Raw genomic sequence first — 20,757 nt, 5'->3', positions numbered from 1 at the left:
GGTCCGCCGATATGAGATCAGTCATCACCACCTTCAGGAACGCCCTGTCCGTCCTGAAGCACGAAGGTCCCCGCTTCTTCTGGAAGCGCGTCGAACTGAACATCAAGTCGAGGTTCGCGGGGAAGAAGCTCATCCTCCCGGTCAAGCTCGAGGACGCTCTCGCCGTCGACTGGACCGAGCCCGGCCCGCAGCTGTCGGACCCGGTCGTCGTCCGCGACCGGAAGTCGCACATCGCCTGGGTGATGTCGCCGCCGAGCGCGACGAGCGGTGGTCACCAGAACCTGTTCCGCTTCATCGACTACGCCGAGCGCGCCGGACACACGTGCAGCGTGTACATCTACAACAGCCTCGGTGTGATCGTCAAGGAATCCGACCTCAAGCAGCTGCTCCGCGAGTCGCCGGCGTACCCCAATGTGCGGGCTCGGGTGCACAACCTCGACGAGCGCGGGGTGGCCGACGACGTCGACGCCATCTTCGCGACGGGTTGGGAGACCGCCTACCCGGTGTTCCGCGACCGCTCGCGGGCCCGTCGCTTCTACTTCGTCCAGGACTTCGAACCGGCCTTCTACCCGTCCGGTTCGGAGGCCATCCTGGCCGAGAACACCTACCACTTCGGCTTCCACGGCATCACCGCCGGTGGCTGGCTCTCGAAGAAGCTGCACGACGAGTACGGCATGCCCACCGATCACTTCGACTTCTCGGTGGACCGGACGCACTACAGCCTGACGAACCGCGCACCGCGGAAGGAGATCTTCTTCTACGCCCGCCCGGTCACCCCGCGCCGTGCGTTCGAACTGGGAGTCATCGCCCTCGGCGAGTTCGCCAGGCAGCGACCGGACTACACGATCAACATGGCCGGCTGGGACGTCTCGGACTGGGACATCCCGTTCGAGTACAAGAACCTCTCCGGGCTGTCGATCTCCGAGCTGAACCCGATCTACAACCGCTGCGCCGCCGGGCTCGTCCTCTCCCTCTCCAACATGTCGCTGCTCCCGCTCGAACTCATCGCGAGTGGCGTGGCGCCGGTGGTGAACGACGCGCCGAACAACCGGCTCGTCTCGGACAACCCCTTCATCGAGTACGTGCAGCCCGCACCCGGTGCGATCGCCAAGCGCCTCGTCGAGGTGGTCTCGCGGCAGGACGCCGTCGAACGCTCGATCGCGATGGCCGACTCCCTGGAGCACACGAGCTGGGACGACAGCGGACGACAGTTCGTCGAGGCGTTCGAACGGGCGATGCGTGGCTGACGCCCTCGTCATCGGTGCGAACGGGTTCATCGGTTCGCACCTGGTCGACGCACTCAAGGCCGACGGACACCGGGTCCGTGCGTTCGACCGGTTCAGCTCACGCGAGCCCAGTTTCGACACCGACGGCGTGGAGATCGTCCGCGGTGAGTTCCTCAGCCGGTCCGACCTCGACGCGGCGGTCGCCGGTATGGACCTCGTGTTCCACTTCCTGTCGACGACGACCCCGGCGACGGCGCAGAACGACCCGACGCTCGACATCCGGACGAACGTCGCCCAGACGGTCGAGATGCTCGAGAGCTGTGCCGCGGCCGGCGTCGGTCACTTCTACTTCGCCTCCACGGGCGGAGCGATCTACGGGGCCCAGGACCGAGCCGAGTACGTCGAGACCGACCCGACGCTGCCGGTGTCGCCGTACGCCATCGGCAAACTGACGATCGAGAACTACCTGCGCTACTTCCAGGCGGTCCGCGGCCTCCGCTCGACGGCGCTCCGCATCTCGAACCCGTACGGCACGCGGCAGCACCACAACAAGAAGCAGGGCCTCATCCCGATCGCGCTGCGACAGATCGCCGTCGGGGAGCCCGTCGTCCGGTTCGGGGACGGCTCGATGGTCCGCGACTACATCTTCGTGAACGATGTCGTCCGCATGATCACGCGTATGGTCGGCCGCCGGCACGAGCACGAGGTCTACAACCTCGGGAGCGGACGCGGGCTGACGGTCAGCGAGGTGCTGGCCTCCCTCCGTCGGGTGACGGGGGTGGATTTCGAAGAACAGGTACGCCCGGTGCCCGTGACCTTCGTCGATCGTGTGGTCCTCGACATCGGGCGGTACGCGGCCGAATTCGGGCGTCCCGGCTTCGAATCCCTCGACGACGGCGTCCGGGCGACCTGGAACGGCATCCTCGAGGAGCGCGACGCCGCGCGATGACGGACGCGCCGATCTGGTAACGATTGTCCGAGACCGGCCGCTGGGCCCGCTACCCTGATTCGGGGTACAACCACCCGCTGAGAGGACACAGGTCAATGAGCGACCGTACGAGGCCGACCTGGCAATACGTCGGGATACTCCTGATCGTCTCATCCGCGCTCGTCGGATGCACGGGACCCACCACGGGGACGTCGTCACCGTCGCCCACGACCTCGACCCTGGCACCCGGCAACGAGTCCACCGCCAAGGGCGAGGACCCGACGCCCATCCCCCCGGAGGCCGTCCTCGTGTTCGCCACCGTCGACGCCGACGGTGCGGCGGTGTCCGCGTCGGCCTACGTCGCCGGCGTCATCGAGAACGGCGGAACCTGCACGTTCACCTTCACCGCGGGGGACGCGGTCGTCACCGCTGAAGCCGAAGGACTCGCCGATCGCGCGACCACCAGCTGCGGCACCGTCCAGGTGCCCATCGACCAGTTCACCTCCGGTCCGTGGAGCGCCTCGGTCAGCTACACCTCAGCCACCATCTCGGAGCTCGCCTCCGCCAGCTCCCCATTGGAGATCCCATGAGACGTCGATTCCCAGCCGTCATGATCGCGGTCATCGCGCTCCTGGCGGGGCTGTTCACGGTGATCCCCACCGCCGGACCGGCGAGCGCGGCCGACGCCCGGAACTTCAACCCCGGCAACATCATCTCCGACGGGCTGTTCTACGACGGTGCGTCGATGTCCGCGGGGGAGGTGCAGTCGTTCCTGAACAGCGCCGTCCCGACGTGTCGTTCCGGGTACACCTGCCTGAAGGACTACCGACAGGCCACGCCGACGCGGGCTGCCGTCAGCGGACGCTGTGCCGCGTACATCGGTGCTGCGAACGAATCGGCGGCGCAGATCATCGCCAAGGTCGGTCAGGCCTGCGGGTTCAGCCAGAAGGCCATGATCGTCCTGCTCGAGAAGGAGCAGGGGATCATCACGGACGACTGGCCCAGTGCGCGCCAGTACCGGAGCGCGACCGGGTACGGGTGCCCGGACACCGCCGACTGCGACTCGACCTACTACGGCTTCTTCAACCAGGTCTACGCCGCGGCCCTCCAATTCAAGAACTACCAGGCCAACCCCACCCGGTGGAACCACGTCCCCGGCCGGGTGAACACCGTGCGGTTCAACCCCAACGCCGCGTGCGGCAGCAGCCAGGTCTACATCCAGAACGCGGCGACCGCCGGACTGTACAACTACACGCCGTACCAGCCCAACGCCTCCGCTCTCGCGAACCTGTACGGGACCGGCGACGGATGCGGCGCCTACGGCAACCGCAACTTCTGGCGGATGTATTCGGACTGGTTCGGATCGCCGACCGACGTCCCGAACCCCATCGGTTCCGTCGACCAGTTCACGGCGTCGGTCGGTGCGAAGTCGGCCACGCTGTCGGTCCGCGGCTGGACGCTCGACTCGAACCGGTCGTCCAGCTCGATCGAGGCGCACGTGTACGTGACCTACCCTGACGGCAGCGTCAAGGGCACCCCGTTGGTCGCGAGTCAGTCGCGGCCTGATGTCGGTGGCGCCTACCCGGGTGCCGGCAACGCGCACGGCTTCTCGACCAACATCGAGGTCACCCAGGGCGGCACCTATCAGGCCTGTGTCTACGGCATCGGGCTGTCGGGCAACAACCGTCTCCTGCAGTGCCAGACGACGGTGGTCTCGCAGAACCCGCCGCTGGGCAAGGTGGACGAGTTCGTCACGACCGGGTCCGGAAGCTCGACCGCGATCAAGGTCCGCGGTTGGGCGCTCGATCCCGACGCCTCATCGGTCTCCTCGCAGGTCCACGTGTACGTGACGCAGCCGGGCGGCAAGGTCGTGGGGACGTCCCTCGTGGCGAACAAGCCCCGTCCGGACATCGGGGCCACCTTCCCGGGTGCCGGTGCCAACCACGGATTCGAGTTGTCGATCCCGGTCACGACGCCCGGCGTCTACCAGGTGTGCTCCTACGCCATTCCGTCGTACTGGAAGAACATCGGTGCGAACCGCCTGCTCGAATGCCAGTCGGCGAACTACGTGAAGGCGTTCCCGAACGGCCAGGTCGATGCGATCGTCGCCGATCAGACGCCGACGGCTCCGGCCATCTCCGTGAGCGGATGGACCTACGACGCCGGCTCGCCCGCCGCATCCATCGGCGCACACGTCTACATCACGGATCCGAGCGGGGTGACCACGGGGTACTCGCGGAAGGCGGACAAGGCTCGCGACGACGTGAACCGCGCCTTCGGCATCTCGGGTGCGCACGGCTTCCGGGAGTCGTTCCCGGTCAAGGCGACGGGCACCTACACGGTCTGCGTCTACGGGATCGCCGTCTCGCCCCTGAGCGTCGGACTGAACACGCCGTTCCCCTGCCAGACGGTGACCTTCGGGACCACGCCACCGACCGGGGCGTTCGACTCGGCCACGGTGACCCCGACGACTGACGGCAAGGCGACGCTCTCCGTGTCGGGCTGGGCGGTGGACCGTGACCTCGCGGGCACGCCGATCCAGGTCCACTTCTACGTGACGCGGCCTGACGCGACGGTCAAGGGCTTCCCCTTCGTCGCCGACGAGACGCGCAACGACGTCGCGCGTGCCTACCCCTGGGCCGGTGCCAACCACGGCTTCGCCGAACAGATCACGCTCGACCAGAAGGGCACCTACCAGGTGTGTGCGATCGCCATCGGCACGGCATGGTCCAACGTCGGGGCGAACACCTCACTGGGCTGCAAGACCGTATCCTACTGAGAGCGAGTGCGCGGCCTCGCCGCCGCGAGATGATCGCGGTGGCGAGGCCGTCGTGCTGCTGACGCGCCGGATCCGCCTGCCAGGGGCCCGGTGCGGGATCCACGACCTGGCACATCGAGGGGGAGGCTGTCCGTGCAGACCGACACGCAGGGGGGATCGGGCGGCGCAACGCGGCTGTTCCGTCGTCGCGACACCCGGTTCTGGGAGCGCGCCGTCGCCGTCCTCCTCATGGTCGCGAGCGCGGTGCTCGTCGGCGTCCACGTCCCGAAGCACATCGCGGTCTCGCCGATCGACGAGTACATGTACATCGACTACGTGGCCAAGGTGTCCTCACAGGGTGTCGTCCGGACCGGTGAGGGGGTCAGCGAGTTCGCCCGCGCCTATCTCGCCTGTCACAACGTCCGGAACGTCGGCGGCTGGCCCGAGACGCACTGCAATCCGCAGAGCATCGCCGACCCGAACGGGTTCCCCAACCGCGGCATCACGAGCGCGGACATCTACACTCCGGCCTATTTCGCCATCACCAGGGTGCTCGCGCAGCCGTTCGTGATGGCGGGGGTGGACCTGGTGAGCGCGGCACGGCTCACCGGGATGTTCTGGTTGGCCCTCGCGGCCGTGGCGCTGTTCTTCGCGCTCCGCCGGCTCCTGATCCCGATGATGTTGAGCGCCTCGCTGTCGCTCCTCATGGTGGGCTCCTCCGCGGCGTTCTGGTCCAACACCTTCATCAGCACCGATGCGCCGGCCATGGCGGCGGGTGCCGTCGCCCTGCTGCTGGCGCTCCGTGCCTCGGAGCATCGGAGCGCGGTCTGGTGGCTCGCCGGGGTCACCGTCGTCGCCGCGCTGTTGAAGCTGCAGCTCCTGCTGCCGTTCGCGGCCGTCGCCGTGTTCTTCATGTTGCAGCGCCTGAGCGCCGTGCGCGGCCGTCCGCGACCCCTGGCCACCTTCTTCAAAGACCGTCTGGTGCTCATCACCGTCGGCGGTGTCCTCGCGGCTGTCGTCGCGCAGCTCGCCTGGATGGTCGTCCGATCCGCGATCGCGGTCGGGGACGCCGGGGCTCTCGTCGCGTCGGCGAGCTTCACGCCCTCGGCCCTGGCTGACGAACTGTTCCGCTTCATCCCGGCCCTCGCCGAGGGCGCGCTCGACCCGGCCTCCACCGGGGGAGGGGCGATCATCCCGGTCGGGGTGCTGACGCTCCTGGTCTCCGGTGGGTTGATCGGCCTCTGGGGCTCGTCGCGGGGGCTCTCGATGGAGAGCAACCTCGCCGCGTCGACCATCCTCGTCGCGACGGTATCCGCACCGGTCCTCGCCGTGGTGTCAGCGGTGCTGACCGGCCAGTACATCGCGCTCGTGCCGCGCTACGGCCTGTCGCTCCTGCCGTTCGCGCTCGCCTGTGCCGGGCTGTTGTTCGCGGAGCGTCGTGCGCTCCGGATCCCGTTCCTGGTGGTCGCCGTCCTCTGCTACTGCCTGGTCCTCACGATCCCACAGTGACCCGCCTCGCCGGGCGTGGACGATCAGCGGGGTGGGTCGAGGCGTGACGGCCGGGCGAGGCCGCGTCGCGCGCGATCGAGACCGTCGAGCCGTTCGATCTCCGCCGTCTCCTGCCGTTCGGCGGGGGTGACGAGGAGGTCGTCGCGGGAGATGTCCGCCCCGGCGGAGCGGATGAACAGCCGCCGCAGGACCAGCACGGTGAGCGCGGACCCGATCGCGTAGATGAGGGCGAGCGACTTCCACCCGAACGGTGGCTCCCACCCGTCGTTGAAGAACATCTCCGACAGGCTGCCGTTCGCGCCGACGATGTAGCGCCGAAGCACCATCACGAACGCCAACAGGTGCCCGATGAAGAGGAAGGCGTATCCGCCGGTCACGAAGTGACGGACGCGTCCGTCCGCCCCGAGGCCGGCGTCGTCGAGGGCGAGGCCGGCCACGATGAGCAGGCAGAGCAGCATCGCGAGCGTGTACCGGCCCTGCCAGATGAACCCGTACTGGGCGTAGACGCCCAGCTGGGTCAGACCGGGGATGAGCACGGTCACCGCGAGGAGGACCCACAGGGCCCACTTCGTGCTGCGTCGTCCCCAGAGGAAGGCGACCGCGAGGATGAGGACGATCCCCGTCGTCCAGGCGGCCAGGGTGAGCGACGGTGAGCTCGTGTCGACCCACCCGAAGAAGCCGATCATCCCGAACATGAAGTCGAACGTCTGCAGTTCGGTGAAGAAGAACACGAACGCCAGGCTGACGGGGCTCACGGCGCTGGCCGGTGACGGTGCAGCGAGCGTCGGCGGGGTGAGGTACCAGAGGACCGTCACGCCGCCGACGAGGGCGATGGCCACGATGAGCACCCAGGCGGTCGGAGACCGGAGGACCCGGAGCACCTGTTCGCGCCGACCGAGCAGCAGGGCGACCACGGCGATCACCAACAGCCAGAGCAGGGAGATGCTCCGCGTCGTCAGGAGTGCCGAGGCGGCGACCAGGGCGAGTCCCGCCTGCTCCACCAGTCGACGCCCACGCAGCGATCCCCGGAAGGTGGCGAGTAGCGTGGCGAAGAGGGCGCCGGCCGACGCCACCTCGAGACCGTTCGGATTGATCGATCCGGCGAGGTACACGACCATCGGCGTGATACCGACGACCGCGCCGACGACCGCCCACCGGAAGCGGGGGAGCAGGGTCAGCTGCATGAACATGACGGCGAGCGAGGCCGCACAGAGCAGGGCGCTCACCATCCGCATGCCGTAGAACGCGGCGTCGCCGTCGAGGAACAGCGACGGCCACCCCACGAGGGCGTAGAAGGCGGGACTGTTGAGGCCGGCGGACGACCCGGTCTGCACGAGGGTCTGATCGGTGTCCCGGAGCGGGGTCTGGCAGTCCGCGGTCACCTCGGCGTCGAACGCGAAGCACAGGAGGTCGTGGGCGTTGGCGATGTTCTCGGGCACCGTCGCAGCGGTGAGGGTCGGGTTCTTCGACCACGGGACGGCGACGACCTCGCCCCTGGCGACCGCGGCGGCGCGGATGGCGTGCGAGGGCTCGTCCGGAACCGAGCCGATGGGGGAGGCCAGAGCCCACAGCGCCATCGGCAGCAGGAGGGCGACGAAGGCGACGAGGAAGGTCAGCCAGCGCCGACGTTGCCACGAGGTCTCGGTCGACTCGAGATCGGTCGGGGCCTGGAAGGTCGGGGCCATTGCGGTCGTTCCTATCGGTGGCGTGTGAGCATGCTGCGACTCATCGGGCCGAGTCGAGACCGCTCGCAATCCTACCGGGGGCGCCGCCCGGACCTGCTGACGACGGGCCGTCGTTCGCCGCAGCAGGAGGGCGGCCGGGGTATTCTGGCCTGCAGGCCGCGGATCGTGCGCCCGCGCCCGCCCGGGCGGCTCCGACCGAATGGATGGCATGACTTCGACGACGAACGTCCCGTTCGATCAGCCGGGGCGCCGCAGCGACCGCCGTGGCTTCCTGCGCGGCGGCCGCGTCTCCCTCTCGGAAGGGCTGAACGGGCATCGGAACGCCCTGGGCGTCCTCCGCCTGATCCTCGCGTCGATGGTCATCTTCTCCCACGCGTTCCCCACCGGCGGATGGGGAGAGGACCCGTCGAAGGGCTGGACCAACGGGCAGGAGACCATCGGCGGGTTCGCGGTCATCGGCTTCTTCGCGATCAGCGGCTACCTCATCGCGAAGAGCGGTGCCTCGGCGGACATCCTGCAGTTCCTCTGGCGTCGGGCCCTGCGGATCTTCCCCGCGTTCTGGGCGGTCCTCTGCGTCGGCGCCCTGATCGTCGGACCCATCGCGTGGCGGATGTCCGGCAACGGCCTCCGCGACTACATCGGCTCGGGTCCGATCATGTACATCTTCCAGAACGCCGATCTCAGCATCCGCCAGTGGGGCGTGTACGACGTCTTCCAGACGACGACCCCCTACGGCCGGACGGTCGGATACAGCGTCTTCAACGGGTCGCTGTGGACGCTCGCGCTCGAATGGGGCTGCTACCTGCTCGTCGCCGCGCTCCTCGTCCTCGGCGTGCTCCGACACCGGAGGTGGGTCGTGCCGGCGCTCGCCGCTGCGTTCTGGGTCCTGTCGATCGTCAACAGCCTGGCACCGCAGCTCGTCGGGATCGTCGCCCCCGCGCTCGCGGATCCGAACAAGATCAAGCTGACGCTCGTGTTCCTCATCGGGGCGTCGCTCGCCGTCTACTCCAAGCGGATACCCCTCAACGACCTGCTCGGCGTCGCCGCCGGCGTCTTGGTCGTCGTGACGCTGCTGACGGTCGGTTGGGTCCAGATCGGGTATCCCGCGTTCGCCTACTTCGTCCTCTGGCTCGCTGCTCGACTCCCGAAGCGGGTGCAGTGGATCGGCGCCAAGAACGACTACTCCTACGGGATGTACGTCTACGGCTTCCTCGTGCAGCAGTTCACGGCGTTCCTCGGGTGGAACACGCTCGGGTACTGGCCGTGGGTCGGCCTCACCATCCTCGTCACCGCCGGATGCGCCTGGTTGAGCTGGCACGGGATCGAGAAGCGGGCCATGGCCCTGAAGGACTGGGGTCCCGGTCGGGGGATCGGTTGGCTCGCCCCACGAGGCGGGTCGGCGGCCGTCGAGCCCGACCCGGGTCGTCCAGTACCATCGAATGTCGAATCGCCTACAGCTAAGGACACCACGTCGTGACTGCTTCAACCCTCGGAACCGTCCTGGTGACGGGAGGCGCCGGCTTCATCGGCTGCGCGCTCTCGCACAAGCTGGCTGCGGCCGCCGACCGCTGGGTCGTCATCGACAAGCTCCACCCGCAGGTCCACCCGAGCGCCGAGCGCCCGGCCGACCTCCACGAGGCGGCGGAGCTCGTCGTCGGCGACGTCACCGACGCCGCCGCCTGGGACGCGCTGCTCGCGGACGTCGCCCCCGACGTGATCGTGCACCTCGCCGCCGAGACCGGCACGGCGCAGTCGCTCCACGCGGCCACGAGCCACGCCCACGCGAACGTCGTCGGAACCACCGAGATGCTCGACGCCCTCGGGCGTGCCGGGCAGGTGCCGGCCCACTTCGTCCTGTCCTCCAGCCGCGCCGTGTACGGCGAAGGCCAGTGGCAGCGGGCGGACGGCACGGTCTTCGAGCCCGGCCAGCGGACGCACGCGCAGTTCGAGCGTGGCGAGTGGGACTTCCCTGAGGCGTCCCCGCTGCCCAGCCGCGCCGCGGTCACCATGCCGGCCCCGACGAGCGTCTACGGCGCGACCAAGCTCGCGCAGGAGCACATCCTCGCCGCGTGGACCGCCGCGCACGACGCGAAGCTCACCATCCTCCGGCTGCAGAACGTCTACGGTCCGGGGCAGTCGCTCATCAACTCCTACACGGGCATCGTGTCGTTGTTCTCACAGCTGGCGATGGACGGCGGCACGATCCAGGTGTACGAGGACGGCCGGATCGTCCGCGACTTCGTGTTCATCGACGACATCGCCGAGTCGTTCCGTGCGGTCATCACCGCTGGCCCCTCCGCCGACGTGTCCCGGTTCGACATCGGCTCCGGCGTCGGCACCACCATCCTCGAACTCGCGCAGGCGATCGCGGCGTACCACGGTGCACCGGCCCCGGTGGTCAACGGCATGTACCGCGACGGCGACGTCCGACACGCGGAGTGCAGCATCGAGGACTCGCTCGCGGGCCTCGACTGGGCTCCCGCGTGGGACGTCACGCGCGGTGTGGCCGCCCTCCAGGAGTGGATCGCCGCCGAGCGTGGCTCCGACGTCCGGGGATAACGGCTTGCCCGAGGAGGTCGTGCGACGACGACCGAACGGCGCCGTCCTGATCCTGCTGGCGACCGCGATCGGCGGCGGAGCGGGTTATGTCCTGCAGGTCCTGACCGGTGTCGCGCTCGGCACGGCGGCCTACGCCTCCTTCGCCGTCTTCTGGTCGGCGCTCTACCTGTTGGTGAGCGCGCTGTCCGGCGTGCAGCAGGAGGTCGCCCGCGCCGCGCACCCGCTCGATCCCGCCGCCGACACGGCCGGACGCCGTGCCCCGGTCGTCCGCGACTTCACCGTGATCGCCGCCGCGCTCGTCGCCGTGGTGCTGGCCGCGTCGGCCTGGATCTGGGTGGGGGCGGTCTTCCCGACGAACGGCTGGTCGCTCGTCCTCCCGCTCATCGTCGGCGTTTCGGCCTACCTCGTCGTGGCGGCCGTCTCCGGCGTCCTGTACGGACTGTCGTTCTGGGCCGCAGCGGCCGCCATGACCATCGTCGACGGCCTGCTGCGGTTCGGGATCGTCGGCCTCATGCTGCTCGTGACCTCCGACACCGCGGTGCTGGCCTGGGGCGTGGCCGCGCCGTTCGTCATCACCCCGGTCGTGGTCTGGATCGCGGTCCGGCGCGGGGTGGTGGGCCGCTTCGGGATCGACGTGGGGCCTCGGGAGCTCGGCTGGAACGTGCTCCGCACGGTGGTGGCGGCAGCCGCGACCGGGGTCATGGTCAGCGGCCTGCCGCTGATGATCCAGGCGACCGGAGACACGGTGTCCGCCGACGCGTTCGGGTCCCTCACCTATGCCATCACGCTCACCAGGGCGCCCGTCGTGATCGTGGTGCTGGCGTTGCAGAGCTACCTCGTCGTGGTCTTCCGGTCGCATGCCGCCGCCGTCCTCGGCTGGGTCGCCCGCATGTCGGCCCTGGTGGTGGTGGGGGCAGGTCTCCTCGCGCTGCTCGCGTGGTGGCTCGGGCCCTGGGCGCTGTCCGTCCTGTTCGGCCGACCGGACGTCCTCGGGGGCGGCACGATCGCGCTCCTCGTCGCCACGGCCGGGCTCGTCGGCGTCCTCTGCGTCACCGGAGCGGCGACCCTCTCACGCGCGCAGCACGGTGCCTTCGCCGGCGGGTGGATCGTCGCGGCGGTCGTGACCGTCGGGGTGCTCCTCCTCCCGCTCGGCCTGCACGAGCGCACGATCCTGGCGCTCACCATCGGACCCTCGGCCGGATTGCTGGTCCAGGGTGCTGCACTGCTCGGTCGCCGTCCGCGCGTCGTGCAGCCGGAGTCGCCGGCGCGTCCGCCGAGCTCGTGACCGGCTGACCGACCTCGAGTGGGATCAGGCCCGACCGTCGGTCGGTGCGTCGCCGTCGTGGAGCTCGGCGAGCCGCTGCTCCAGCGTCCGGATCCTGAGGTCCTGGAGGGCGCTCTCCTCGGCGAGCGTCCTGCTGCGGTTCTCGAGGGTGGTGAGCTCCGAGCTGTGCTGGATGCTCACGAGGAAGAGGATGAGGATGCTCACGAAGAAGACGAGGTTCGTCGGGATCTCCACGCCGATGACCCCGGCCGCCCAGACGAGCACCTGCGGGAACACGCCGATGATGAGTGCGAGGAGGCCGGCGATCAGCCACCAGATCGCGTGCCGCTCGCGGAGCTGTCGTCGTCGCAGCATCTCGATGACGAGACCGAGGGTGAAGAGCGCGGCGACGATGCCGAGGAGGTAGGTGCCGAGGGGGATCACGCGGTCACCACCCCGTCGTGCAGCGCGACGGGCGGTCGGATCAGGGCGAAGACGAGCGCGAGTCCGGCGCGGGCGAGATAGCGCGCGGCCTTGAACGGATTGTGCGACGGGGTTCCACCGGCTCGCGGGCGCATCGCGACCGGCACCTGTCGGATGACGCAGCCCGAGCGCGCGGCGATCACGAGGGACTCGATGGTGTCGCCGAGGTATTCGGCCGGGTAGTGCTCGGCGAAGAGCCGGACGGCGCGTGGTCCGGTAGCCCGGAATCCGCTCGTCGTGTCGGTGAGCTTCGTCCTGGCCACGCCGCTCAGCACGCCGGACAGCACGACCATCGCCCATCGGCGCGGGCCGCGCACTTCGTAGTCGCCCTCACCGGCGAAGCGGGCGCCGAGCACGAGGTCGGCGCTCTGAAGCTCCTCCACCAGCCTGACCACGCCGGAGGGGTCGTGCTGGCCGTCGGAGTCGACCTGGACGACGTTCCGGTACCCGTGCGCCAGGGCGTATTTGAACCCGGCGCGCATGGCACCGCCGACACCGAGGTTGAAGGGCAGCTCGGCGACGATCGCGCCGGCCGCCCTCGCTTCCGCCGTCGTCGCGTCGGTCGAGCCGTCGTTGACGACCAGGACGGCGACACCGGGCAGCTTCGCGTGGACCTCGCGGACCACGGCGGCGACCGAGGCCTCCTCGTTGAGCGCGGGCATGACGATGAGGGTGCCGTCGAGGGAGATCGTCATGTGCGGAATCCTAGCAATCGGAGGGTGTGGCGTCCGGGAGGTGGGGCCGCGTCAGACGCGCGCGAACACGTGCTCGAGGAGCGCGCGGCGTCCACTCGCGTTGCGGGCGCGGAGGGCGGCGGGCAGTTCGCTGAGCGCGTTGGCGCGGGAGGTCCAGTGGTTGGCGGCCGCTCGGGCGGCCCGGTTCCAGCCCCTGGCCGAGAGGTCTCGTCGTGCCTCGCCGAAGAGGGTCCGCTCCTGCCGGAACTTCGACCCGTCGGGGCCGGTGACGGCGGACACGCTCTGGGAGTGTCGGCGGTAGGAGAAGCAGATCTCGTCGTCCAGGACGAGGCTGCCGCCGTCCTTCGTGATCTCGAGCAGCATCGCGAGATCCTGCACGACGTCGAGGTCGAGCCGGAACTCGTGCTTCCGGAGGGCCTCGACCCGCCAGACGAGTGAGGGGAAGTACGTCCAGTTGCCGCGGAGCAGACTCGTCGCGAGCTGCTCTCCCCGGTATTCGCGCGCGCCGGTGCCAGAGAACCGGTAGCGGGCCTTGATGCGGTCCGCGAGCGGGCGGGAGGGGGTGCCGTGCTCGTCGATGACGGACACCCCGGGCTGGATGATCGACGCGTCGGGGAAGGCCTCGATGAGCTCGCGCACGCGGCGGACGTAGTTCGGCTGCATCACGTCGTCGCACCCCATGATGACGGAGAACTCACCGGTCATCAGCGAGACGCACTTGCGGTAGTTCTTCGACGGTCGGAGGTTCACCTCGTTGCGCAGGTAGGTGATGCGCGGATCGCCGAGCGCGACGGCCCATTCCCCGGGGGCGAGGTCGGGGTAGACGTCGTCGACGATCGTCAGCGTCCAGTCCGGGTCGGACTGCGCGAGGACGCTCTCCACCGCCGACCGGAAGTGGTCGAAGCGGCCGTAGAAGGGCATCATGATGTCGAGCGTCACTCCGGTAAGCTAGCAACGATTCTCGGGCAGTGCGGAATTCTTCGACGATCTCCCGGCCCGAACAGACGCATCGATCCAGAGCGGAACCCCATGACTGAGACCCCCGTGAAGAAAGCCGTCATCACCGGTATCACCGGCCAGGACGGCAGCTACCTCGCCGAGCTGCTGCTCGCGAAGGGCTACGAGGTGCACGGCTTCGTGCGCCGTGCGTCGACCTTCAACACCGGTCGTATCGACCACATCTACGACCCCGAGGCGACCCACGACGGTTCGCCCCGCCTGCAGCTGCACTTCGCCGACCTGGCCGACGGCTCGCGGCTCGCCACCCTCCTGGCCGAGATCCAGCCGGACGAGGTCTACAACCTCGCCGCCCAGTCGCACGTGCGCGTGAGCTTCGACGAGCCCGAGTACACCGGCGACACGACCGGTATCGGCACCGTGCGTCTGCTCGAGGCCATCCGGCAGGTCGGCCTGCACTGCCGCTTCTACCAGGCGTCGAGCTCGGAGATGTTCGGGGCGACGCCGCCCCCGCAGAACGAGGAGACGCCGTTCTACCCGCGTTCGCCCTACGGTGTCGCGAAGGTCTACTCGTACTGGATCACGCGCAACTACCGCGAGGCCTACGGCATGTTCGCCGTCAACGGCATCCTCTTCAACCACGAGTCGCCGCGCCGTGGTGGCACCTTCGTGACCCGGAAGATCACGCGCGCCGCCGCACGGATCGCCGCCGGCCAGCAGGACTTCCTCTACATGGGCAACCTCGACGCCGTCCGCGACTGGGGCTACGCGCCCGACTACGTCGAGGGCATGTGGCGCATGCTGCAGGCGGACGAGCCGGCCGACTTCGTGCTCGCTACGAACACGGCGTACACCGTCAAGGACTTCCTGCAGTTCTCCTTCGAGCGCCTCGACCTCGACTGGGAGAAGTACGTCAAGTTCGATCAGCGCTACCTCCGCCCCACCGAGGTCGACGCCCTGATCGGCGACTACGCGAAGGCGGAGTCGGTCCTCGGGTGGACCCCGAAGGTGCTGCCGCCTCGCCTCGCCCAGATCATGGTCGATTCCGACGTCGCCGAGCTCGCCGCGTCCGGCAAGCCGTACATCGACACCGCGGAGGTCTAGGCGCGGTGCGCGTCCTCCTCACCGGTGGCGCCGGCATGCTCGGCTCGAGCATCGCCGAGGTCTGGCCGACGCTCCGCCCGGGCGACGAGCTCGTCGTGGTGACCCGCGCGGATGCCGACCTCACCGACCGGGCGGCGGTCGCGGCACTCATCGAGCGGACGGCACCGGACGCGATCGTGCACACGGCGGCGAAGGTCGCCGGCATCCAGGCGAAGCTCCAGCGCCCCACCGACTTCCTCCTCGACAACCTGCTGATCGACACCTCGGTCATCGGTGGCGCCATCGCCGCGGGTGTTCCGGAACTGCTGTACGTGTCGAGTGCCGCCATCTACCCGGAGGGCCTCCCGCAGCCGATCGGCGAGGACGCCCTCCTGCGTGGCACCCTCGAGGGCGCCAACGAGGGCTACGCGCTCGCGAAGATCGCCGGAACGAAGCTGTGCGAGTACGCGAGCCGTCAGTACGGCTTCGCCTATCGTGCCGCCGTGCCGAGCAACCTGTACGGTCCGGGCGACGACTACACGCACGGGCAGGCGCACCTCATCGCGGCCGCCCTCGGCAAGGTCCACGCCGCCGTCACGAGCGGCAGCGACGAGGTCGAGGTGTGGGGCGACGGCACCGCCCGTCGCGAGTTCACCTACACGCCGGACCTCGCCGCCTGGCTCGTCGGCCAGCTCGGTTCACTCGCCGCGTGGCCGGTCACGCTCAACCTCGGGCCCGGCATCGACCACAGCATCACCGAGTACTACGAGGCCGCGGGCCGCGCGGCCGGCTTCACCGGTCGGTTCCGCTACGACGCCTCCAAGCCCTCCGGCGTGCATCAGCGCCTCCTCGACTCGGCCGCCGCCCGCGCGCTCGGCTGGAACCCAACCACCCCGCTCGCGGCCGGCGTCGCCGCCAGCTACCATGCCTATCTCGCAGCTCAGGAGCCCCAGACATCATGACCGACGACACCTTCGACTCCGGTTTCCCCCTCGCCACCTCCTCCTGGGACGCGGCCGAGTACGCTGCCATCCAGCGCGTCGTCGACAGCGGGCGTTTCACGATGGGGCCGCTCGTCGCCCAGTTCGAACGCGACTTCGCCAGTGCCTTCGGCGCCGGGTTCGGTGTCATGGTCAACTCCGGGTCGAGCGCGAACCTCGTCGCCATCGCCGCCGCCGTCCTCGACGAGCGCGTCGACCTCCAGGCGGGCGACGAAGTGCTCGTCCCCGCGGTGTCCTGGGCCACGACCTACTACCCGCTGCAGCAGTACGGGCTCATCCCGAGCTTCGTCGACATCGACGTCGACACGCTCAACATGGACCTCGCCCTGGCCGAAGCGTCGATCACTCCGCGCACGAAGGCGATCTTCGCGGTCAACCTGCTCGGCAACCCCAACGACTTCGCAGCGCTCACGGCACTCGCGGAGCGTCACGGCCTGCTGCTCATCGAGGACAACTGCGAATCCCTCGGCGCGAAGGACGACGGCCGTTTCGCCGGCACCGTCGGGTCGATGGGCACGTTCAGCGCCTTCTTCTCCCACCACATCTCCACCATGGAGGGCGGGATGATCCTGACCGATGACGAGGCCACGGCGCAGATGCTCATCTCGCTCCGCGCCCACGGCTGGACGCGCGGTCTCCCCGAGCACAACGCGGTCCACGACAAGTCCGGTGACGAGTGGGACGACCTGTTCCGCTTCGTCCTGCCCGGGTACAACGTGCGTCCACTGGAGATGTCCGGTGCCATCGGGATCGAGCAGATCCAGAAGGTGCCGTCGCTCATCGCGGGCCGCCGTGAGAACGCCGCCTACTGGACGGAACGGTTCGCCGACCTCGACTCCGTGCGCATCCAGCGGGAGCAGGGCGAGAGCAGCTGGTTCGGCTTCTCCCTCGTCCTCGAGGGTTCGCTCGCCGGCCGTCGTTCGGAACTCGTGCGGGCCTTCGCGGCAGCCGGGATCGAGTCGCGTCCCATCGTCGCCGGCAACTTCACGAAGAACCCGGTCATGAAGTACCTCGACGCCAAGGTGCCCGCCGAGCTCCCCGCGGCCGACAAGATCCACGACGACGGGCTGTTCGTCGGCAACCACCACTTCCCGGTCCACGCGGGTATCGACCGCGTGTACGACACGGTGGCCAAACTCTCCTAGGCTGGGTCTGCGCGGTCGTCCCACCGGTCCGCAGCAGCTTCCGTTCCACCGTCCACCTCTTCCCCCGACCGACGAGGACTGTGCACCGTGACCCAGCCGATCGACGCGCCCGCGAACGACACCCTGAGCCTTCCCGAGGCGGCCTCGCGGCTACTCGGTCTGCGGGCGGTGCTGTTCGATCTCGACGGCGTCATCACCCCGACCGCCGAGATCCACATGCACGCGTGGGCGAAGCTCTTCTCCGCCGAGCTCGCCGCGCGCGGCATCACCGAGCCGTACACGGACGCCGACTACTTCCAGTACATCGACGGCAAGCCGCGCTACGACGGGGTGCGCGCGATGCTCGCCTCCCGAGGCATCGTCCTCCCGGAGGGATCACCGTCCGACGCGCCGGAGCTCGAGACCGTCTGCGGCCTCGGCAACCGGAAGAACTCGGTGTTCACCGCCGTGCTCGAGGAGGACGGCATCGCCCCGTACCCCGGGTCCGTCGCCTTCCTCGACGCCGTCGAGCGCGCCGGGCTGCAGGTGGCCGTCGTGTCCAGTTCCAAGAACGCGGAGGTCGTCCTGCGGGCGGCCGGGCTCCGCGACCGCTTCGGCGTGGTCATGGACGGCGTCGTCGCCGCGCACGAGGGGATCGCCGGCAAGCCCGCACCGGACACCTACGTCGAGGCCGGTCGTCTCCTCGGTTGCTCGCCCGCAGAATGCGTCGTCGTCGAGGACGCGCACTCGGGTGTCCAGGCCGGCCGCAGCGGCGACTTCGGGCTCGTGCTCGGGGTCGACCGCGGGATCGGACACCAGGCCCTGATCGACGCCGGTGCGGACGTCGTGGTCGACGACCTCGAGGAGCTCGTCGCCCCGCTGATCGAGGCCTCACCCGCACCGCAGACCCCCACGGCCCCCCACGACTCCTCCGAGGACCAGGCATGAACCACATCACCAGCGACCCGCTCGACCGTCACCGGTTCCCACTCGACGACTGGGCGCTCGTCGAGACGCACGTCGACGCGGACGACGAGGGCACGACCGAGACCCTGTTCGCGCTCGGCAACGGCTACCTCGGCTTCCGCGGCAACGTCGAGGAGGGCCGCGACGGTCACGTCCACGGCACGTTCATCAACGGCTTCCACGAGACCTGGCCGATCCGGCACGCGGAGGAGGCGTTCGGCTTCGCCCGGGTCGGCCAGACGATCGTCAACGCGCCGGACACGAAGGTCGTCCGTCTCTACGTCGACGACGAGCCGTTGATCCTGAACGACGCCGACCTCTTGAGCTTCGAACGCCGCCTCGACTTCAAGACGGGCGTCCTCAGCCGTGAACTCGAGTGGCGGACGCCCTCCGGCAAGCGGGTCCACATCCGTTCCCGGCGCATGGTCTCCTTCACGGACCGCCACCTCGCCGTCCTCGACTACGAGGTCACGCTCCTCGACGCGGACGCCTCGCTCGTGCTCTCCAGCCAGATCATCAACCGGCAGGACCGGCAGGACGACTACCTCACGAACGCGCCCGAGCCGGGCATGGGCGACCCGCGCAAGGCCGAATCGCTCACCGAGCGTGTGCTGCAGCCGCGCTACAAGCTCATCGACGGGCCGCGCGCGATGCTCGGCTACCAGACGACGAACTCCGGCATGACGATCGTCGCGGGCGCCGACCACACCATCGACACCGACAACGAGTACGAGGTCTCGACCCACATCGAGGCCGACCTCGCGAAGCACGTCTACACGATCCGCGGGCGTGCGGGCGTGCCGACGAAGCTCACCAAGATCATCAGCTACCACACCTCGAACGCCGTGCCCCCGAAGGAGCTCGCCGACCGCTGCGCGCGCACGCTGGACCGCTCGGGCGAGAACGGCATCGAGTCCGCCATCCGCAATCAGGAGCTCTGGCTCGAGGACTTCTGGGCGCGCTCCGACGTCGAGGTCCATGGGCAGCCGGCCGTCCAGCAGGCGACGCGGTGGAACCTCTTCCAGCTGGCTCAGGCGACGGCGCGCACCGACGGTGGCGGCGTCGCGGCCAAGGGCGTCTCCGGCTCGGGGTACGGCGGTCACTACTTCTGGGACACGGAGATCTACGTCCTGCCGTTCCTCAGCTACACCGCTCCACTCGTGGCCCGGAACGCCCTGCGGTTCCGTCAGAACATGCTCGACGCCGCGCGCTCGCGCGCGACCGAGCTCAACCAGCACGGCGCCCTGTTCCCGTGGCGCACGATCAACGGGCTTGAGTCGTCCGCGTACTACGCGGCAGGCACGGCGCAGTACCACATCGACGCCGACATCTCCTACGCGCTGCGTCAGTACGTCGCGGCGACGGGGGATGAAGACTTCCTCGCCCGTGGAGCCGTCGACATCTTCGTCGAGACGGCGCGCATGTGGGCCGACCTCGGCTTCTGGCGTGCGAACGGCAAGGACTCGTTCCACATCTACGGGGTCACGGGCCCGGACGAGTACACGACCGTGGTGAACGACAACCTCTACACGAACGTGATGGCGCGGTCCAACCTGCTGTCGGCGGTCGAGGCCGTCGAACGCCTGCGGGTCGACGACCCGGCGTCCTTCGGTCGCCTGGTCTCGCGACTGTCCCTGGACGATGCCGAGATCGCCGAGTGGCAGCGCGCCGCCGAGCACATGCACATCCCGTTCGACAAGCGGCTCGGCATCCACCCGCAGGACGCGCAGTTCCTCGAGAAGGAGCTGTGGGACCTCGACCACACGCCGCCGGAGCACCTGCCCCTGCTCCTGCACTTCCACCCGCTCGTCATCTACCGGTTCCAGGTGCTCAAGCAGGCCGACGTCGTACTGGCGCTGCTCCTGCAGGGCGACCACTTCACCGACGAGGAGAAGCTCGCCGACTTCGATTACTACGACCCGCTGACGACGGGTGACTCGACGCTGTCCGCAGTCGTGCAGTCGATCATCGCGGCGGAGGTCGGGTACCAGCGACTCGCGCTGAAGTACTTTTGGTCCGCGCTCTTCGTCGACCTCGCGAACCTGCACCGCAACACCCCGGACGGCGTGCACGTCGCGTCGACCGGCGGCGTGTGGAGTGCGCTCGTGCTGGGCTTCGCGGGAATGCGCGACCACGGCGGGGTCATCTCGTTCTCCCCGAGGCTCCCGGTGGACTGGCAGGGGATCACCTTCCGCCTCACCGTCAAGGAGACGCGGGTGCGGATATCCGTCCGGCGCACCGAGATGCGTTTCACCGTCGAGGAGGGCGACTCGGCGTCGTTCGTCGTCGCCGGTGGCGACGTGCTCGTCGAGGCGGGCACCACGGTGACGGTCCCGCTCGACAACCAGGGTCCGCACCTCGTCGGCGAGCCGAGTGCTAGCGACATCGAGGGCAGCCGTCGCGCCGACGGCTCGCTCATCACGGTGTCGATGCCGACGATCGCGCTCGGCCCGGCGGACACCGAGTCCATTCCGATCATCCAGCCGCAGTCCGAGTAGCCGACGACCGGCTCGGTGGAC

General features: G+C 69.1%; 17 protein-coding genes. 13 read left to right on the top strand and 4 right to left on the bottom strand.

Annotated elements, in window-relative coordinates; translation table 11 throughout:
• The first annotated feature begins 11 nt into the window (after positions 1-11).
• From ITJ57_RS13780 to ITJ57_RS13760, 5 genes are all read left to right on the top strand, one after another.
• Entirely contained in the window at positions 12-1,247 is a 1,236-nt protein-coding gene (locus ITJ57_RS13780) for a glycosyltransferase family 1 protein (RefSeq protein WP_194670671.1), read from the top strand.
• Positions 1,240-2,175 (top strand): NAD-dependent epimerase/dehydratase family protein, encoded by a 936-nt coding sequence (locus ITJ57_RS13775; RefSeq protein WP_194670670.1) that lies wholly within the window; start codon positions 1,240-1,242, stop codon positions 2,173-2,175. Before ITJ57_RS13780 ends, ITJ57_RS13775 begins: the two co-directional genes overlap by 8 nt.
• 95 nt (positions 2,176-2,270) lie before the next feature.
• Entirely contained in the window at positions 2,271-2,744 is a 474-nt protein-coding gene (locus ITJ57_RS13770) for a hypothetical protein (protein ID WP_056781652.1), read from the top strand.
• Positions 2,741-4,933, top strand: a complete 2,193-nt coding sequence (locus ITJ57_RS13765) for a hypothetical protein (RefSeq protein ID WP_194670669.1) — start codon at positions 2,741-2,743, stop codon at positions 4,931-4,933. Before ITJ57_RS13770 ends, ITJ57_RS13765 begins: the two co-directional genes overlap by 4 nt.
• Before the next feature lie 132 nt (positions 4,934-5,065).
• On the top strand, positions 5,066-6,421 hold the full coding sequence (locus ITJ57_RS13760) for a hypothetical protein (protein WP_194670668.1): 1,356 nt from the start codon (positions 5,066-5,068) through the stop codon (positions 6,419-6,421).
• A 23-nt stretch (positions 6,422-6,444) separates the two neighbouring features.
• Here ITJ57_RS13760 and ITJ57_RS13755 read toward each other — a convergent pair whose 3' ends face one another.
• Entirely contained in the window at positions 6,445-8,106 is a 1,662-nt protein-coding gene (locus ITJ57_RS13755; RefSeq protein ID WP_194670667.1) for a DUF2142 domain-containing protein, read from the bottom strand.
• Positions 8,107-8,314: 208 nt separating this feature from the next.
• On the opposite strand from ITJ57_RS13755, the gene ITJ57_RS13750 reads away from it, so the two are divergent.
• From ITJ57_RS13750 to ITJ57_RS13740, 3 genes are read left to right on the top strand one after another with little or no spacing between them, the layout of a single operon-like run.
• Entirely contained in the window at positions 8,315-9,583 is a 1,269-nt protein-coding gene (locus ITJ57_RS13750; protein ID WP_194670666.1) for an acyltransferase, read from the top strand.
• On the top strand, positions 9,580-10,665 hold the full coding sequence (locus ITJ57_RS13745; protein ID WP_194670665.1) for an NAD(P)-dependent oxidoreductase: 1,086 nt from the start codon (positions 9,580-9,582) through the stop codon (positions 10,663-10,665). The genes ITJ57_RS13750 and ITJ57_RS13745 overlap by 4 nt, the downstream gene beginning before the upstream one ends.
• 19 nt (positions 10,666-10,684) lie before the next feature.
• The gene (locus ITJ57_RS13740) at positions 10,685-11,950 is read left to right on the top strand and encodes a hypothetical protein (protein WP_194670664.1); all 1,266 of its coding nucleotides are present in this window, start codon (positions 10,685-10,687) and stop codon (positions 11,948-11,950) included.
• A gap of 24 nt (positions 11,951-11,974) precedes the next feature.
• On the opposite strand, the gene ITJ57_RS13735 is transcribed toward ITJ57_RS13740, so the two are convergent.
• From ITJ57_RS13735 to ITJ57_RS13725, 3 genes are read right to left on the bottom strand one after another with little or no spacing between them, the layout of a single operon-like run.
• Positions 11,975-12,373 carry a DUF2304 domain-containing protein gene (locus tag ITJ57_RS13735; RefSeq protein WP_370582405.1) on the bottom strand — a complete coding sequence of 133 codons (399 nt, stop codon included), beginning with the start codon at positions 12,371-12,373 and terminating at the stop codon, positions 11,975-11,977.
• On the bottom strand, positions 12,370-13,107 hold the full coding sequence (locus tag ITJ57_RS13730) for a glycosyltransferase family 2 protein (RefSeq protein ID WP_194670663.1): 738 nt from the start codon (positions 13,105-13,107) through the stop codon (positions 12,370-12,372). Before ITJ57_RS13730 ends, ITJ57_RS13735 begins: the two co-directional genes overlap by 4 nt.
• Before the next feature lie 51 nt (positions 13,108-13,158).
• On the bottom strand, positions 13,159-14,046 hold the full coding sequence (locus ITJ57_RS13725) for a glycosyltransferase (RefSeq protein ID WP_194670662.1): 888 nt from the start codon (positions 14,044-14,046) through the stop codon (positions 13,159-13,161).
• 90 nt (positions 14,047-14,136) lie between these two features.
• Between ITJ57_RS13725 and gmd the strand changes: the two genes are divergently transcribed.
• The 5 genes from gmd (at position 14,137) to ITJ57_RS13700 (ending at position 20,736) form a co-directional block, all read left to right on the top strand.
• A complete protein-coding gene (gene gmd, locus ITJ57_RS13720) occupies positions 14,137-15,168 on the top strand; it encodes a GDP-mannose 4,6-dehydratase (protein WP_194670661.1) in 1,032 nt (343 codons plus the stop codon).
• A gap of 5 nt (positions 15,169-15,173) precedes the next feature.
• Positions 15,174-16,109 carry an NAD-dependent epimerase/dehydratase family protein gene (locus tag ITJ57_RS13715; protein ID WP_194670660.1) on the top strand — a complete coding sequence of 312 codons (936 nt, stop codon included), beginning with the start codon at positions 15,174-15,176 and terminating at the stop codon, positions 16,107-16,109.
• Positions 16,106-17,293 carry a DegT/DnrJ/EryC1/StrS aminotransferase family protein gene (locus ITJ57_RS13710; RefSeq protein ID WP_194670659.1) on the top strand — a complete coding sequence of 396 codons (1,188 nt, stop codon included), beginning with the start codon at positions 16,106-16,108 and terminating at the stop codon, positions 17,291-17,293. The genes ITJ57_RS13715 and ITJ57_RS13710 overlap by 4 nt, the downstream gene beginning before the upstream one ends.
• Before the next feature lie 87 nt (positions 17,294-17,380).
• On the top strand, positions 17,381-18,220 hold the full coding sequence (locus ITJ57_RS13705; protein ID WP_370582403.1) for an HAD family hydrolase: 840 nt from the start codon (positions 17,381-17,383) through the stop codon (positions 18,218-18,220).
• On the top strand, positions 18,217-20,736 hold the full coding sequence (locus ITJ57_RS13700) for a glycoside hydrolase family 65 protein (protein WP_194670658.1): 2,520 nt from the start codon (positions 18,217-18,219) through the stop codon (positions 20,734-20,736). The genes ITJ57_RS13705 and ITJ57_RS13700 overlap by 4 nt, the downstream gene beginning before the upstream one ends.
• Positions 20,737-20,757: the final 21 nt, after the last annotated feature.

Source organism: Plantibacter sp. VKM Ac-2880, assembly GCF_015351235.1.
Classification (GTDB): Bacteria; Actinomycetota; Actinomycetes; order Actinomycetales; family Microbacteriaceae; genus Plantibacter.
This window is presented reverse-complemented; position numbering and strand designations above follow the sequence as displayed.